The sequence below is a fragment of the Kiloniella sp. genome, assembly GCF_048270245.1.
Taxonomy (GTDB): domain Bacteria; phylum Pseudomonadota; class Alphaproteobacteria; order Kiloniellales; family Kiloniellaceae; genus Kiloniella.
Genome location: NZ_JBLWTH010000004.1, coordinates 176,566 through 190,637 on the forward strand (window position 1 = coordinate 176,566; position 14,072 = coordinate 190,637).

A 14,072-nucleotide genomic window follows, 5' to 3' on the forward strand; every position below is an offset into this window, starting at 1 on the left:
ATCGCAATCATCAAATAAGAAGGTACACGATCGAAGATCATCGCCTAATTTCCTAATAATTTATTTACGAAGATGCCGTAAACTTAGCAAATAGGTATATCACCGACCTAATGATCGGCTTTAAACTAGGCAAAATTATGAAACGTCTCTTAAGTGCATTATTGATAAGTATCACCGCGGCAACATCATTAGCCGGATGTAGCTTAACGGACCCCGTAACAGCCGCGGCCAGCGTTGGGACACTTGTCCATACAGATAAAACCATAACAGACCATTTTGTTAGCTGGGCAATGGCTAAAGATTGTTCCATTGTCTATTCGTCAAAAGGTGAGCCCTATTGTAGAGACGAACAGATGGAAAATGGGCTGGCGAATTCTGGTTACGAAAATTTGTACTGTTATCGTAATATTGGTGGCGTGACCTGCTATGAAAGCCCCTACCAGGAAGCAAGCTCACAAACAACGATATACCATAGTAAACAAACACCACCATCAAACGTAGCATCAGGGAATTAACCCGCTAAGTGATTAGACAAACCGCTTTGGGCTATAGGAGGAAAGATCAAAAGATGGCTTCTTTCCTTCGACTATTGAAGAAACTACTTTTCCTGTAATCCCACCTAGTGTTAATCCTACATGCTGGTGTCCAAAAGCGAGGATGATGTTCCTGTTTTGTGGGGAAGGACCAATCACAGGTAACGCATCTGGCATTGATGGCCGAAACCCCAGCCATTCACTCTGACGTTCACCCAAATCTGGTAATGCTGTTTTAGCCGTTCTTTCCAAATAATTCATCAAGCTTTCAGTATATTTATTTTGCAACCCACCAAGTTCGACAGTACCCGCTATACGTACCTGATCGCTCAATGGTGTCATATAAAACCCTTTTTCCGCCCACCCGACAGGACGGCTAAGAGACGTGTTCTGTGCACTGAGCATAACGTGATAACCACGTTCTGTATCCAATGGCATTTTGCCAACAAGAGAAGGAAGTAAGTCCAGTGAATACGCACCTGCCGCGACAACACTTTTTTGAACGAGAAACTCCGCATTTTCGCACTGAACGCGCACGTTTTGATCACCAGAACTTTCGAGTTTTTTAACATTCTCCAGAAAAATGGCCCCTCCTTGACTAACAAAGTGCTCTGTCAATCGCTCAATCAATTTCCCTGGATACAAAAACTGAAACGATTTATCAAAAAACACTCCCTTGTAAAATATGTTCGTCAGGCTTGGTTCCAGTTCATATATTTCACCGGCCTCGACTTCACGAAGGGACACACCTCGTTCTTGCCTGGCTAAAATATCTGAATTTGCAGCTCTATAGCCCTTTTCAGTATTATATAAATAAAGACAGCCGTGCCGTTGAATAAGATCTTTCGCACCGGCGTCTTCTATTAAGGGCATCAGACCACTTTCAGCTTTCGAAAGCAGTACCGCCAAAGCATCAATAATGCGGGTAACTTCTTTTGGCCGACAATGGGATATAAACTGGCTAAGCCAAGGAAACATCCGATAAATATAATTCCACTTTACTGCAAAAGGACTATTCTTGCTCAGAACCATGGCAGGAACTTTAAATGGCAATGACGGAGAATTAATTGGTATGCAGGCATAATCCGCAAAGGTACATGCACTGCCACTGGCCGTACTATTACCGGGGGAACAGCGGTCAATAACGCATACGGAATACCCACTCTTTTGCAACCATAGAGCAGATGAAATGCCAACCATACCGCCACCGATTACGGCAACATCATATTTCTTTATTTCTCTAGGATTAGACATACAACTCTCTACAAAATACGCAATGACAATTCAGACCTGGTCAATTAACCAGAAGCTAAATCAATATCAGGATAAAATCTGAATAGATCAACATCTTTGCCAGATATCATTCAGGCTTATCGCCCCGAAATGCTTCGGCTATTAGGTATGGACCTTCTCATAAAAATCAGCCAACCTATAAGAATGGAATTCACTACATAAAGGGTGCTGAATGACCACTGTTTACTACCTGAACAAGGGGAAGAAAACCTCTCAACAAATCACCTTTAACAAACAAGAATTAGGGCAACTGTTATCAGTTTACAGCCAAAGGGTCGCCAAAGGAGAATGGCGGGACTATGCCATTGATATGTTAGAGGATTCCGCCGTTTTCTCCATCTTCAGACATGCACATGAAACCCCCTTGTTTGCTGTCGTAAAGTCTATGGGACACAAAAATCGTTATGAAGAATATACGGTGTTTAATGGACATAAAAAATTAAAAAAAACCCGAAACTTACCCGAAGCCCTCGAAGTTTTTAATAAAATTCTTCATCCTGTTAGCTACTGATTAACGCCTGAGATTCTATAAATAAGTATAAGCATTAAAAATATTTCTGTCGCCAAAACAGATCTGATTAATTTAATGCCTCAATCAAGGCAGACGTCAGTCCTGTGAATTAAATTTAATAAAGAATATAAGCTTTAAGGAAAAACTGTAAATGCTGGTTGCCGATAGTTTCACAAATGCACAAGCTTACGCAGAGAAAGCTATCACTATTATGGAACAAAGAGGTATCCCCTCTACCCCACCGAACTATACCATCTGGTATGATTATGTCAGTGGTAAAAATACTGATCTCAAAATTGCCGTCGATAAAATCATTCAAGACGAAAAGCAGTTTACTCCAGAAACTTGTAATGAACTGTATCAGCGGTTTTATCTCGCCGACACAACCCATGGCGTTCACCTGCAAGAAGCAGGAGAAAGAATACAAGATACGTTGGCCCAGGTTATCCAGCAGATCAGCGAAGCAGGCAGTGACAACGCGATCTATGGTGAAAAGATTACAAGCATTGCCGATGATATGGCCGGAGAAGACAACGCATCGTCCTTACAGAATTTTGTAAAAGAAATCGTGCGCGAAACTGCCGAAATTACAGAGAAGAATAAAATTCTTCAAAGCCAGCTACAAAAATCATCAAGTGAAATCGATACGCTTCAGGAAAACCTGGAAAAAGTCAGAACGGAAGCCTTAACCGATGCACTGACCCAAATTGGAAATCGAAAGCTTTTTGATACAAATTTGAATGCAGAGGCAAAAAAAGCAAACGAAGAAAATTCCGACCTTTGCTTACTTCTGATGGACATCGATCTTTTTAAGAAGTTTAACGACACCTTCGGTCACAGAGTTGGTGATGAAGTCCTGAGAGTTGTTGCCCGCCAATTAAAAAGCGTCGTAAAGGGGCAGGACACTCCCGCCCGGTACGGAGGGGAAGAGTTTACGTGCATCCTACCAAACACAAGCCTTCACGATGCCACAAGTCTTGCTAATCAGATCCGGGAAAAAATCGCCAAACAAGTTTTACGAAATAAAAAAACGGGTCAGGAATTTGGCAGAATCACCCTTTCGGTTGGCGTTTCAAAATACGTTAAGGGCGAATCCCTCGAAGGATTTATCCAACGTGCAGACGAAGCACTCTACAGAGCAAAAGATCAGGGTCGTAACCGTGTGATACAAGAAATTTCCTAAAACTCACAATCCCTGATTAGCTATATAAATATCTTATGATGCCACTCTCCTTCAAAACAGCTATGTCTACAGACTTGGAAAAGCTCATTTCAATTCGTATCGCAGCAATGAGAGAGAGTTTGGAGAATATCGGACGGTTCGATCCTGAGCGCGCACGTGAACGCTTTGCGAGTAAATTCGCCTCAGATAAAACAACACTTGTTCTACAGAGTAACGAAATTATCGGATTTTATGTTCTTTTGGCGAGAGAGAATTACCTCTGGCTCGATCATCTTTATATAGATCCCGCCACACAAGGTAGTGGTGTCGGATCAAGCATTATGAACAGAATAATTAAAATATCTTGGAGTAAAAAACTTCCCCTGAAACTCTGTGCATTAAAAGAAAGCAAGGCCAATAGTTTTTACATAAAACACGGTTTCGAGCTTACTCATTCAGAAGAATGGGATAACTTTTATTCACGCTCATATTTACAAGAAATTTCTCCGGCTTAATCCGAGCCAAAGTTTCTTTATTGGATAAACAATCTCTATCAGGATACATAACCAACGGGCCCTACATTATCATCTTGGCCACTGACAATTTCCTCAATAACCCGTTCTGAACGTTCAAGTCGTTTGGTCAGCTTTTCAATAACCTGCCATTGCTCTGCCAGCACATCGCTGAGCTCTTGTATGGTTTTATCCTGCTCAGCGATATAACCTTCGAGAACATTCATACGATCATCTAACTCAGCCATTTTGTGTGCTTTCTACTTTGAACTCTACCCCAAACCATCATCTTGCTTTTGTAGCTATTTAAATAGCCTTTGTGCAAATGGTATATTAAACTTTATTTTGATAATTCTAGAAATATAGTTTAATATACCCATAATCGAAAAAAAGAGTGCTAAAAATGAATATCGAAACTGCCGCATCACAAATGGAAGCTTTGGGTAAGCCCAAAAGGTTAGATATATACCGGGCCCTCATTCGTGCAGGAAAAGAAGGGCTATCTGTCGGGGCTTTACAAGACAAACTGGGAATACCCGGTTCAACCCTGTCGCATCATTTAAAAACACTAATGATTGCGGACCTCATCACTCAGGAAAGGCAGGCGACAACCCTGATTTGCCGTGCCAACTACGCCTCTGTACAGCAGCTGGTCGATTACCTCGTTTGCGAGTGTTGTATCGACTCTTCTCAAGATAATGCGGACTGCGAAATCGATGCTTCACTTACATGCAGCTAAATGATCTCGATTGTCAGATATACTATCTTCAACCACCTAAATGTTAAGGAGAAACCAGTGGAGAGAAAAACAGACAGATCAAAAACAACAATGGCCAACAATCAAAAATGTTGTGGTGGATCGCCATTAAACAACACAGATGCCTGTTGTAAAGCGGATGAAGTTGCCAAAGAACAAGGCCAAAAAGGGTGTGGGTGCTCGTGTAGCTCCCCCAAAAATGCTTAAATTGAATCAAAATTCCAGTTGGCTTCTAAGTAGTGCTTCCCACGGGCATTAACTCCCGCTGCAAAATCGCTCATTGCTGCAACGCTACGCGGTATACAATGAAGGGAACTGCGAGGTTAACGGGCCCCAAAAAACCCGGGATCTGCAACGACTAGAGCCTTTATTTCAGCTCCCTCTGCCATTTCCAATGGGCACGCCACTTCAACAAGCTTTTCAGCTTTAACCTTGTTCAACTCATGATCACCGCGAATGACCAGTGCCACTACACTGGAATTAACTTCACCAGCATCGTTCATTTCCTCGCGAACAATTTTTCCAACTTTGCGCAGCACTCTCAGTCCAGTAGGTAGCCACGTGTATAACCTGATGCTAGCTTGCGTATCATTCCCGCACGCACCATAAGTTGGTGACTGATTGTTTCAGCATAGTTTGGAGTCTCTTTTAGAGTAGAAAGGAGGTAGTTACTAGTTCGCATTCATGGCACCCGACAGTAGTGAAAAAAGAAAGCAACAGTGACCAAAGGAGCATCACTTCATCAAACTTAAGGGTTGCGGCTATAGCATGAGCTAAGGCATGCCCAACTTCTATAACAGAGCTGAAATCAAATAGCCGGAGCTACTAAAAATCGAAGTAGTTGAAAATCTCGCTATGGGCTACAGCCTGAACTTATTCACACAAGGCTATTAGTGAAAACTCAAATAAAGCATTCGGGTCTGTCGCAAGTATAGCCACCTGATCGATTTATACCTGACATGGCACAGCAATTAATACACCACAAACTCTTTCATATGAGCGCTGTTGACTAAAGAGATTGACGGATTTTTTGTATCGCAGTATTGAACTCGTCACTATTAGCCCCAATTACACACTCCCCGTTTACTCGCATGGACAAACGTATGAAGCAACGTTGAAGTTCTTCCTTGAACAGCTCCTTAGGTAGCTCCCGTACCGAGTCAACAAGTAATTTACAATGAGCAAGCTTTTGATCAGCCAAAGTGTAAAGTACCCATTTCCCCTGTTTCTCTTGTGTTAGTAAGCCTGCCTTAAACAACATTTTTAAGTTTCTTGAAACGTTGTATTGCGTATCTTGAGTAACGTCCATGGCCTCGGCAACAGTTACACGTTGGTCTACATGAACCAACAGCCAAAACAATCGCAGCCTATTAGGGTCTGATAGCGCCTTCAATCCATCAATATACCGATCATCCATTTGTCACATATCCATATTTTTTGTTAAAGTCAGCGGCCAGTACCGTCTTAAAAACGATATATGAACCACCTCAACGAGACATCATAGATGCCTCATCGCCACGCAAATTTACCCAAACAACCATCTCTATCAACAAGCTAAATGACTTGAGACAAAGTTAGATCATATTTTTCAAGTCATTTAGCTTACTTCTAAGTTGCCTCTGGTTAACTATGCCATGTCGAAAAAAAACTTGCAAGCACACTTGCACAATCGCGCATTTGTGATTATGACATGTCACTCATTGAGATCACACAAGCACGAGGTGTTATTTTGAATACAGATCAACTTACAGTCGCTCTGAATGAGTTTGTTCATGTCGGTAGTGGACTGGTTCTTGTTATAGCAGCGGTATCAATCCTGACCGGGTTTATGCGTGAGTATATTCCACAGGATAAACTACAAAAAAAATTAACTAAGCATGAAAAGTGGGGGCCCTTACTCGGCACGTCCTTTGGAATGCTAACGCCATTCTGCAGCGCGTCTGTAGTACCTGTTTCTATGGGAATGGCAACAATGGGAGTTTCCCTCGGCACTATTTTAAGCTTCTTAATATCCGCACCTTTATGCAATTTCATTGTCTTAGCAATGATATATGCAGTATTTGGTTTAAAAGTAACATCGATATACTTGGCTCTTACTTTCTCTGCTGCGGTAATTGGAGGATGGTTTATTACTAAAACTCCTTGGAGAAACGAAATTAAGCGTGGAAGCGAAATAGATAGCAGCAAAGCCCAACCTAGCTGTAGTGCGTCCCCTGCTCCAGCAATGAGTCAATGTGGAAGTACAATTGGAAGCATGGATTCCTGCGGTGCGATTAATACTGAGGGCGCATCTAACGCAGCATTAGAGACAAAAAAAATTGAACCATCTAAGGTCAACAATGCTCTCAATTTTGCACTGGCATTGTTTAAAAAAATTGTTCCCTATGTCTTAATAGGAGCTCTAATCAGCGGTATTTCGGCAGCTTATTTGCCCGCCGAGTTTATTGAAAAGTACGTTGGCGGAGATAGCTTTAGCGCTATTCTCATCGCGGCGACTATTGGGGTTCCTCTTTACTTGCGTATTGAGATGGCCATCCCATTGCTACAGGTGCTGATCCTAAAAGGTATGGGACTTGGACCTGCTATGGCTCTCATTATTGGCGGTACGGGGGCAAGCCTGCCTGAAATAGCATTAGTCTCATCTGTATTAAAACCTAAAGCTGTCGTCGCATTTGTTTCCATAATTATACTAACTGCGATCCTAGGCGGCATGTTATTTAAAACAATTTAGAAGGCATAAAGCCTACGAGCACTGTCGTAGGCTTTTTTGCATAATTAAAAAAACTCATTGAATTAGGTGTGAATATGAAAATCAACTTTCTTTTATGTGGTGCTATTCCCTTACACTCACAGATAACTTTAGAGATTATGTCAGCTATACAGACTCCAGTTTGAAGTATTTGAAACGGAATAAGACGAAACCGGCAAGGGTGACAGACACATAGAGGCCATCCCGGCCATTCCCTTTGTAGAGCTTATCCCTCGGCTTGAGGTTCGCAGCTTGGTATCGGTCAGCAAGAGTCTTATCCTTCTTCGATTCCGATACCATGCTGAAAGATCATCAAAAAATAAAGGCTATAATTTCAATAAAAACAGTCAGTTAAATAATTTTGACATCATGAACACACACGATCAAGCAGCATGGTACCGGCTATCACTCATGGTATCATGTGTCGATAATACCACCTTGGATACCACGCTCAAGCCATGCTTCCCGCTGCCATCAGTTGCCAAACACTGCCAGCCTCAAAATAGACAAAATCACATTAAAACAATTCCTTAAGCGTGTCTTAATGCCAGTTAGCACCAGCTAGTGCCTGACGTGTGATCATTCCCACTCAATAGTTCCTGGTGGCTTTGACGTGCAGTCATAGACCACCCGGTTAATTCCACGAACTTCATTGATGATGCGGTTTGTCACCCGCCCAAGGAACTCGTGGTCAAAGTGGTAATAATCCGCGGTCATCCCGTCGGTGGAGGTCACAGCTCGCAGAGCGCAGACAAAATCGTAAGTCCGTGCATCCCCCATCACACCAACGGTGCGCACCGGAAGCAACACAGCAAAAGCCTGCCAAATCTCATTATAGAGGCCTGCTTTGCGAATTTCTTCAAGATAGATCGCATCAGCTTTACGCAGGATATCGCACTTTTCAGGCGTTAACGGCTGTCCTGGGATACGGATTGCAAGACCAGGTCCCGGGAAGGGATGACGATCAACAAAGCTATCCGGTAAACCAAGTTCACGGCCCAAGCCACGAACCTCATCCTTGAAAAGCTCTCTGAGCGGCTCAACCAGCTTCATGTTCATGCGTTCGGGCAAACCGCCAACATTGTGGTGAGACTTGATGGTGACACTAGGTCCGCCAGTGAAAGAAACTGATTCGATCACATCCGGGTAGAGCGTTCCCTGCGCAAGGAAATCTGCGCCGCCAATTTTATTGGCTTCTTCCTCGAAAACATCAATGAAGAGACCGCCAATAGTTTTACGTTTTTTCTCCGGATCAAACTCATCCCCAAGGGCCGCAAAGAAACGATCAGCGGCATTCACGTGGACCAACTCAATATTGTAGTGATCTTTAAACAGAGTAACCACCTGCTCGGCTTCGCCCATCCGCATAAAGCCGGTATCAACGAAGACGCAAGTCAGCTGCTCACCAATGGCTTCGTGCAAAAGAACCGCAACAACAGAACTGTCTACACCACCAGAAAGACCACAGATAACTTTCCCGTCGCCAACCTGTTCGCGAATGGCCTCTACCTTTTGATCTTTAAAGGCAGCCATTGTCCAGTCGCCGGTACAGCCCGCAACACCGTGGGTGAAGTTCTTCAAAAGCTGTGCACCATGGGGCGTGTGATAAACTTCCGGGTGGAACTGAACCGCGTAAAACTTTTTGTCATCGTTGGCGACAGCAGCATAAGGCGCGCCCTCAGAGGTCGCAACAACCCTAAAGCCCGGTGCCAGCTTACCGACACGGTCGCCGTGGCTCATCCACACCTGTTCTTGGGTACCAACACCCCATACACCATGAAAAAGGGCACAGTCTTCAGTAATATCGATAATCGCCCGGCCAAATTCCTGATGGTCAGAAGTTTCAACTTTACCGCCAAGCTGTTCCATCATGGTCTGCTGACCATAACAAATTCCCAACACAGGCACGCCCATTTCAAACACCTTTGTCGGTGCAGACGGGGCGTCATCCCAAGTTACAGAGGCAGGACCACCGGAAAGGATGATGGCTTTTGGTGCATAGCTTTCCAAAAAGGCATCATCAACGGCATTAAAGGGATGAATTTCGGAATAGACACCGCTTTCACGCACACGACGTGCAATCAGCTGGGTAACCTGTGACCCGAAATCAATAATGAGAATACGATCAGTCATGGATGGAACTCATGCTCCGCAATAAGCCCGACACCATCATTGGCAAATCCAATCAAAGGTATCCAGGGCACGTTCAATTTCACGCCCCTTACCTGCCGGAAAGTGCAACAAATGTCAAAGACAGAAACAGCTCTTTTACCTGTTTGAGGCTCTTTTTACAGTAAGTCATAAAGATCGCGTTTCTCTTTTCGTCGCCATTTTTTGAGCTACGAAAGAAAAACATCCAAAAACGAAACTATCCAGCGTCCGAGAATATGATCCGGGTTTGAGTAGATTAGCTTTACGGTCATAAGAATCGACGTCACGACCAAAAGCGGCCGAATAATCCGCGCGCCGTGCTTCATGGTCATCTGCGCGCCAAGATAACCACCGATCACGGATCCACAGGCCATGATCAAACCAACAGACCACACCAGACTGTCACCAAGGACGAAAAACAACAGCGAGGCAAAGTTACTGGTGAAGTTTAACAGCTTCGCATGCGCGGTGGCTTTGAGAATGTTGTACCCAAGTAGTGTCACTATGGCCAAGGTGAAGAACGATCCCGTGCCGGGACCGAAAAAACCATCGTAAAAGCCAATGCCAGTCCCAAAAAGAAAAGCAAAGACATTACGACTGATCCGTTGATGACGATCTTCATCCCCCAGCTTGCGTTGAAACAGGAAATAGATCGCAATTGCAATCAGCAAAAAGGGAATGGCATTGACCAGAAAGCTGCTATCAACCGACCGTAGAACAATCACACCAGATGCCGCCCCGATAAAGGTCAGGACAATCGGCAGTATCCATGCCTTGATATCCAGATGGCCTTTGCGGATAAAACTAAGCGTCGCAGAAAAGGTTCCAAAAGATCCCTGTAACTTGTTTGTTGCAATGGCTTGAACCGGCGACAGCCCAACAGTCAACAGGACAGGCAGCGTAATCAGCCCCCCGCCCCCGGCAATGGCATCAACAAAGCCTGCGAAAAGACCCGCAGCAAACATCAGAGCAAGAAGCTCGGGAGAAAAGAAATCCATTCTGGTGACCTGTCGGAAGAAGGAAGACGAAAAATAAAATCGGGGAAACAGGATCTAGTCCTAACAAGCTTTCCCAGCTAATGCAGCAAAAGATATTATTTAATCAGAATTGTAAGCGCACAAATTGTTTTGGTTATTTTATGCCTCCATAACTCCATTATGGTCGCCTAGGCATTTATCTCCTCCTACTTCTGAAAAATCAATTCCGTCAAAATACACACCACCACACACGAATACATTGACGGATGTGTACCAGTGTGTAAAGGTAACTCTATCGAAACTAATTGAGGATTAACTACATGAATTCTAGGCAAGTCATCAAACTTCTAAAGAAGGATGGCTGGCACCACATCAACACAAAAGGCGACCACTACCACTTCAAACATTCTACCAAAAAGGGAAAGGTAACGGTCCCCCACCCAACGCGGGATCTGTCGATCTTGGTACTGAAATCCATAGAACGACAATCTGGCCTCAGCCTCCGTTAATACGGGGGCTGACCAAGCCAACCCAACCGGCGCGGTTAAAAGTGTGAAATGTGAGAATTCATTACAAACAAAGGAAAGCGTACGACATTGACTCAAAAAAGATATTACCCTGCGCTGATTGATAAGCAGCCCGGTAGTGATTACGGGGTTACATTCCCCGATTTTCCCGGATGCGTAAGCGCCGGGAAGGATATTCCCGAAGCCTTTGAAATGGCGAAACTGGCTCTTTCCGGGCACATCACCGTGATGAATGATGATGGTGATCAAATCCCGGAACCGAGCGATATCGAAAGTATTGATGACGAAGATAAAAAATACTCCCTTCTGGTTACTTTGGTTGAAGTAACCATGCCGGGCAAACCGAAACGGGTGAACGTGATGCTTGACGAAGGACTGCTGTCCCGCATCGACGCCGTTTCCAAAAACCGCAGCGCCTTTCTGGCAGAAGCTGCACAGGAAAAACTTCGCGCCGTTTAACCCGGCCTGTTTTTCTAAACAGCCCCCGGCACCCCAACAGGTGCCGGGGGTTTTTCTTTTACGATTCCAAGTAAAAAGTTCATACCTGTACCATTTTAGCTAATGGCTTGCCCTTGCACTTAACCTGTATTCTGTAGTGATCCAACAGCAGTCCAACTGCCATTCCCACTTACGACTGTCTTTCCAATACCGCGCAGAAGAAGCCATCAAGGCTGTGTTGCGCGGGAGATACTTTCATTGTTTGGTCGATAAAGGCACAGGGTTTCATGCCTTGTTCTTTCCAGATTTCGCTGACAGGCACGCGTTGATAGTTTGGATGTTTTGCAAGGAAAGCGTCTATTTGATCCGTGTTTTCGTCATCAAGGACAGAACAGGTCGCATAGATCAGTCGACCACCAACTTTTACACAAGAAGCCCCCTGTTCCAGTACTTTGGTTTGCATTTCCTTGTAATTTACAAACTTACCAGATGTGATCCGCAAACGTGCATCTGGTTGGCGTCGCCATGTCCCGCTTCCAGAACAGGGGGCATCCACCAACACGCGGTCAAAACCTTTTGCAGACATCTTTTTCAGATTATCTTTGTTCAGCGTTGCATAGCGGATGTTTTCAATTCCGGCCTTTTCAACCCGTGGCTCAGCTCGTTGAAGTCGGCGGGGGTCAATATCCATTGCTACCAACTCGCCGTCGTTTTGCAGCAACACGCCCAAGGCAAGAGATTTGCCCCCGGCACCCGCGCAGAGATCAAGCACAGACTGTCCCGGTGTCACGTCGCACAATAAGGCGATCAGCTGTGACCCTTCGTCCTGAACTTCAACCAAGCCATCGCGAAAAGCTTTGCAGTTTCCAAGGGCTGTTCGTCCCTGAACCCGAATGCCCCAAGGGGAAAACGCCGTCGCAACCCCTTCGACATTATCTTTGCCGAGCAGTTCAATTGCCTGATCTAGTCCACCTTTTAGCAAGTTAGCCCGCAAATCAAGGCTGGCCTGAGCTTGCAAACCAGCAGCTTGGACCTTGGCGCCTTCGACACCAAACTGTTTTTCAAACAAAGCATAGAGCCAATCCGACAGTTCCCCCTGAACCGCTGCGGGCATATCCGGATGGTTAAGTTCTTGTCCCTGTAGTGTTGCCAAAGCTTCGTTTTCAAATTCGCTGAGAGCACGCGGGCTGTAATCCCCGCCGTCACAGATTTCATCCAGTTCAGAAGCTTTCAATCCCTCGACCAAAGTCGCGTAGGATAGAACCAATGAACGGCACCCGTCCCCAAGACCTGATTTGATCGTCCACCAATCAAGTCGGCATTTGGATCTGATCACACCGTAAACCCGTGCAGATATATCCTTGCGATCTTTGGAGCCAATAAACCGCCGCGCCCGCAGGTAACTGTTGACCACCCGATCCATAGGCAGGGATGAGTCCATAACTTCTGTCAGAAGTTCGATTGAAGTTTGAATACGGCCAGAAGGTCTCATAGATCATCCAAGTTTTAATTAGCAATAACGTCTCAGTTTGCCAGCAATCAAACACCCAGAAACAAAAATCACTCGATTATTTTTATAATCAATTACTTAAAAGCGCTTGGTTAATCCAAAACGAAGATTATGAGATTGAAAATCTGCATCGTATTTAAAGCCATTTTGTGCGTCATTACTAAGTGCACTCTTGCCATCTACGATGTCAGGAAAATAGCTAAATAGGTAATCGCCGCGTAAAGACCAACCATCACCAACCATATAGTTCACACCCAAGCCGGAAGAAAGCCCCAGAGCAATCTTTGAATCACTAAACGAGGTCGTAGCGCCATTACCATCAGAAAATTGCGAGCTATATTTAAACTTACCTATAGAGGGGCCTGCAGAAAAATGAAACAACGCCTTCCCCATCGCATAACCGACTTTAGGTCTAAGGCTAAGCATAAACTTAGATTCTATTTTGTTTTGTTGATTAAAAAGAGTTCCAGGTTGAGTATCATAAGCAACATCCCTCACCCCCTCAGTCTCAGAAAAGTCCATTACGGTCAGGTCGGTTTCAATTCCATAGGTTATATTATCCCTTTGAAAATCATATCCCGCGATAAATGCGCCCGTAAGGCTTTGACCATCAATTTTTCGATTGAACAAACCACCTAACTGTTCGGGATCACCTGGCACAAAATAAGCTCCCTCATCAATCACATCATAATTAGAATCAGCATTGCCGTAAGCACCACCGATTGAAAACCCAACGTGCAAGCCTTCCCAGCTATGAGGCTGTTTGAGATCACCAGCAAAAGCGTTTAAAGTAAAAACAGTGGTAACAGTAGCCCCAAGAATAAAGAATCGGATAACAGAGAACATTCGAAATTTTCCACACTAAAAATAGCCTTAGATCCAACAATATATCTAAAACTTATATAGTAAATTAAAATATAAGTCGTTTTGAGAAAACGTATATTACATGCAA

At 44.3% G+C, this 14,072-nt stretch carries 15 protein-coding genes and 2 pseudogenes; 8 read left to right on the forward strand and 9 right to left on the reverse strand.

All coding sequences use genetic code 11. The features are described from left to right. The first annotated feature begins 137 nt into the window (after positions 1-137). A complete protein-coding gene (locus ACN0W5_RS11060; protein WP_417454178.1) occupies positions 138-515 on the forward strand; it encodes a hypothetical protein in 378 nt (125 codons plus the stop codon). Positions 516-527: 12 nt separating this feature from the next. Here ACN0W5_RS11060 and ACN0W5_RS11065 read toward each other — a convergent pair whose 3' ends face one another. Then, entirely contained in the window at positions 528-1,787 is a 1,260-nt protein-coding gene (locus ACN0W5_RS11065; RefSeq protein ID WP_417454179.1) for an NAD(P)/FAD-dependent oxidoreductase, read from the reverse strand. Between the two features lie 211 nt (positions 1,788-1,998). Here ACN0W5_RS11065 and ACN0W5_RS11070 point away from each other — a divergent pair, with 211 nt between their 5' ends. From ACN0W5_RS11070 to ACN0W5_RS11080, 3 genes are all read left to right on the forward strand, one after another. After that, a complete protein-coding gene (locus tag ACN0W5_RS11070) occupies positions 1,999-2,337 on the forward strand; it encodes a DUF2794 domain-containing protein (RefSeq protein ID WP_417454180.1) in 339 nt (112 codons plus the stop codon). 151 nt (positions 2,338-2,488) lie between these two features. Next, the gene (locus ACN0W5_RS11075) at positions 2,489-3,520 is read left to right on the forward strand and encodes a diguanylate cyclase (protein WP_417454181.1); all 1,032 of its coding nucleotides are present in this window, start codon (positions 2,489-2,491) and stop codon (positions 3,518-3,520) included. Between the two features lie 62 nt (positions 3,521-3,582). Continuing rightward, positions 3,583-4,014, forward strand: coding sequence for a GNAT family N-acetyltransferase (locus tag ACN0W5_RS11080; RefSeq protein WP_417454182.1), 432 nt, complete (start codon positions 3,583-3,585; stop codon positions 4,012-4,014). Between the two features lie 38 nt (positions 4,015-4,052). Here ACN0W5_RS11080 and ACN0W5_RS11085 read toward each other — a convergent pair whose 3' ends face one another. After that, on the reverse strand, positions 4,053-4,259 hold the full coding sequence (locus tag ACN0W5_RS11085) for a SlyX family protein (protein ID WP_417454183.1): 207 nt from the start codon (positions 4,257-4,259) through the stop codon (positions 4,053-4,055). Between the two features lie 155 nt (positions 4,260-4,414). Here ACN0W5_RS11085 and ACN0W5_RS11090 point away from each other — a divergent pair, with 155 nt between their 5' ends. After that, entirely contained in the window at positions 4,415-4,750 is a 336-nt protein-coding gene (locus ACN0W5_RS11090; RefSeq protein WP_417454184.1) for an ArsR/SmtB family transcription factor, read from the forward strand. A gap of 506 nt (positions 4,751-5,256) precedes the next feature. On the opposite strand, the pseudogene ACN0W5_RS11095 reads toward ACN0W5_RS11090, so the two are convergent. After that, a pseudogene (locus tag ACN0W5_RS11095) lies at positions 5,257-5,450 on the reverse strand (proline--tRNA ligase); the annotation flags it as partial. A gap of 327 nt (positions 5,451-5,777) precedes the next feature. Next, a complete protein-coding gene (locus tag ACN0W5_RS11100; protein WP_417454185.1) occupies positions 5,778-6,185 on the reverse strand; it encodes an ArsR/SmtB family transcription factor in 408 nt (135 codons plus the stop codon). Positions 6,186-6,458: 273 nt separating this feature from the next. Between ACN0W5_RS11100 and ACN0W5_RS11105 the strand changes: the two genes are divergently transcribed. Continuing rightward, on the forward strand, positions 6,459-7,499 hold the full coding sequence (locus tag ACN0W5_RS11105; protein WP_417454186.1) for a permease: 1,041 nt from the start codon (positions 6,459-6,461) through the stop codon (positions 7,497-7,499). Between the two features lie 165 nt (positions 7,500-7,664). Here ACN0W5_RS11105 and ACN0W5_RS11110 read toward each other — a convergent pair. The 3 genes and pseudogenes from ACN0W5_RS11110 to ACN0W5_RS11120 form a co-directional block, all read right to left on the reverse strand. Continuing rightward, positions 7,665-7,786: pseudogene (locus ACN0W5_RS11110) on the reverse strand (integrase); the annotation flags it as partial. A 310-nt stretch (positions 7,787-8,096) separates the two neighbouring features. Continuing rightward, positions 8,097-9,650, reverse strand: coding sequence for a glutamine-hydrolyzing GMP synthase (guaA, locus tag ACN0W5_RS11115; RefSeq protein WP_417454187.1), 1,554 nt, complete (start codon positions 9,648-9,650; stop codon positions 8,097-8,099). 206 nt (positions 9,651-9,856) lie between these two features. Continuing rightward, entirely contained in the window at positions 9,857-10,666 is an 810-nt protein-coding gene (locus ACN0W5_RS11120; RefSeq protein ID WP_417454188.1) for a TSUP family transporter, read from the reverse strand. 299 nt (positions 10,667-10,965) lie between these two features. Between ACN0W5_RS11120 and ACN0W5_RS11125 the strand changes: the two genes are divergently transcribed. Both ACN0W5_RS11125 and ACN0W5_RS11130 read left to right on the forward strand, forming a co-directional pair. Further along, the gene (locus ACN0W5_RS11125) at positions 10,966-11,154 is read left to right on the forward strand and encodes a type II toxin-antitoxin system HicA family toxin (RefSeq protein WP_417454189.1); all 189 of its coding nucleotides are present in this window, start codon (positions 10,966-10,968) and stop codon (positions 11,152-11,154) included. 87 nt (positions 11,155-11,241) lie between these two features. After that, positions 11,242-11,631: a type II toxin-antitoxin system HicB family antitoxin gene (locus ACN0W5_RS11130; protein ID WP_417454190.1), complete on the forward strand. Its 390-nt coding sequence runs from the start codon at positions 11,242-11,244 to the stop codon at positions 11,629-11,631. A 169-nt stretch (positions 11,632-11,800) separates the two neighbouring features. Here ACN0W5_RS11130 and ACN0W5_RS11135 read toward each other — a convergent pair whose 3' ends face one another. Both ACN0W5_RS11135 and ACN0W5_RS11140 read right to left on the reverse strand, forming a co-directional pair. Next, positions 11,801-13,102 carry an RsmB/NOP family class I SAM-dependent RNA methyltransferase gene (locus tag ACN0W5_RS11135; protein ID WP_417454191.1) on the reverse strand — a complete coding sequence of 434 codons (1,302 nt, stop codon included), beginning with the start codon at positions 13,100-13,102 and terminating at the stop codon, positions 11,801-11,803. A gap of 96 nt (positions 13,103-13,198) precedes the next feature. Then, on the reverse strand, positions 13,199-13,966 hold the full coding sequence (locus ACN0W5_RS11140; protein ID WP_417454192.1) for an outer membrane protein: 768 nt from the start codon (positions 13,964-13,966) through the stop codon (positions 13,199-13,201). Between the last annotated feature and the right edge of the window lie 106 nt (positions 13,967-14,072).

Coding starts and splice junctions, on each gene's coding strand:
- ACN0W5_RS11060 (WP_417454178.1), top strand. CDS start 138: ATGAAACGTCTCTTAAGTGCATTATTGATAAGTATCACCGCGGCAACA.
- ACN0W5_RS11065 (WP_417454179.1), bottom strand. CDS start 1,787: ATGTCTAATCCTAGAGAAATAAAGAAATATGATGTTGCCGTAATCGGT.
- ACN0W5_RS11070 (WP_417454180.1), top strand. CDS start 1,999: ATGACCACTGTTTACTACCTGAACAAGGGGAAGAAAACCTCTCAACAA.
- ACN0W5_RS11075 (WP_417454181.1), top strand. CDS start 2,489: ATGCTGGTTGCCGATAGTTTCACAAATGCACAAGCTTACGCAGAGAAA.
- ACN0W5_RS11080 (WP_417454182.1), top strand. CDS start 3,583: ATGTCTACAGACTTGGAAAAGCTCATTTCAATTCGTATCGCAGCAATG.
- ACN0W5_RS11085 (WP_417454183.1), bottom strand. CDS start 4,259: ATGGCTGAGTTAGATGATCGTATGAATGTTCTCGAAGGTTATATCGCT.
- ACN0W5_RS11090 (WP_417454184.1), top strand. CDS start 4,415: ATGAATATCGAAACTGCCGCATCACAAATGGAAGCTTTGGGTAAGCCC.
- ACN0W5_RS11100 (WP_417454185.1), bottom strand. CDS start 6,185: ATGGATGATCGGTATATTGATGGATTGAAGGCGCTATCAGACCCTAAT.
- ACN0W5_RS11105 (WP_417454186.1), top strand. CDS start 6,459: ATGTCACTCATTGAGATCACACAAGCACGAGGTGTTATTTTGAATACA.
- guaA (WP_417454187.1), bottom strand. CDS start 9,650: ATGACTGATCGTATTCTCATTATTGATTTCGGGTCACAGGTTACCCAG.
- ACN0W5_RS11120 (WP_417454188.1), bottom strand. CDS start 10,666: ATGGATTTCTTTTCTCCCGAGCTTCTTGCTCTGATGTTTGCTGCGGGT.
- ACN0W5_RS11125 (WP_417454189.1), top strand. CDS start 10,966: ATGAATTCTAGGCAAGTCATCAAACTTCTAAAGAAGGATGGCTGGCAC.
- ACN0W5_RS11135 (WP_417454191.1), bottom strand. CDS start 13,102: ATGAGACCTTCTGGCCGTATTCAAACTTCAATCGAACTTCTGACAGAA.
- ACN0W5_RS11140 (WP_417454192.1), bottom strand. CDS start 13,966: ATGTTCTCTGTTATCCGATTCTTTATTCTTGGGGCTACTGTTACCACT.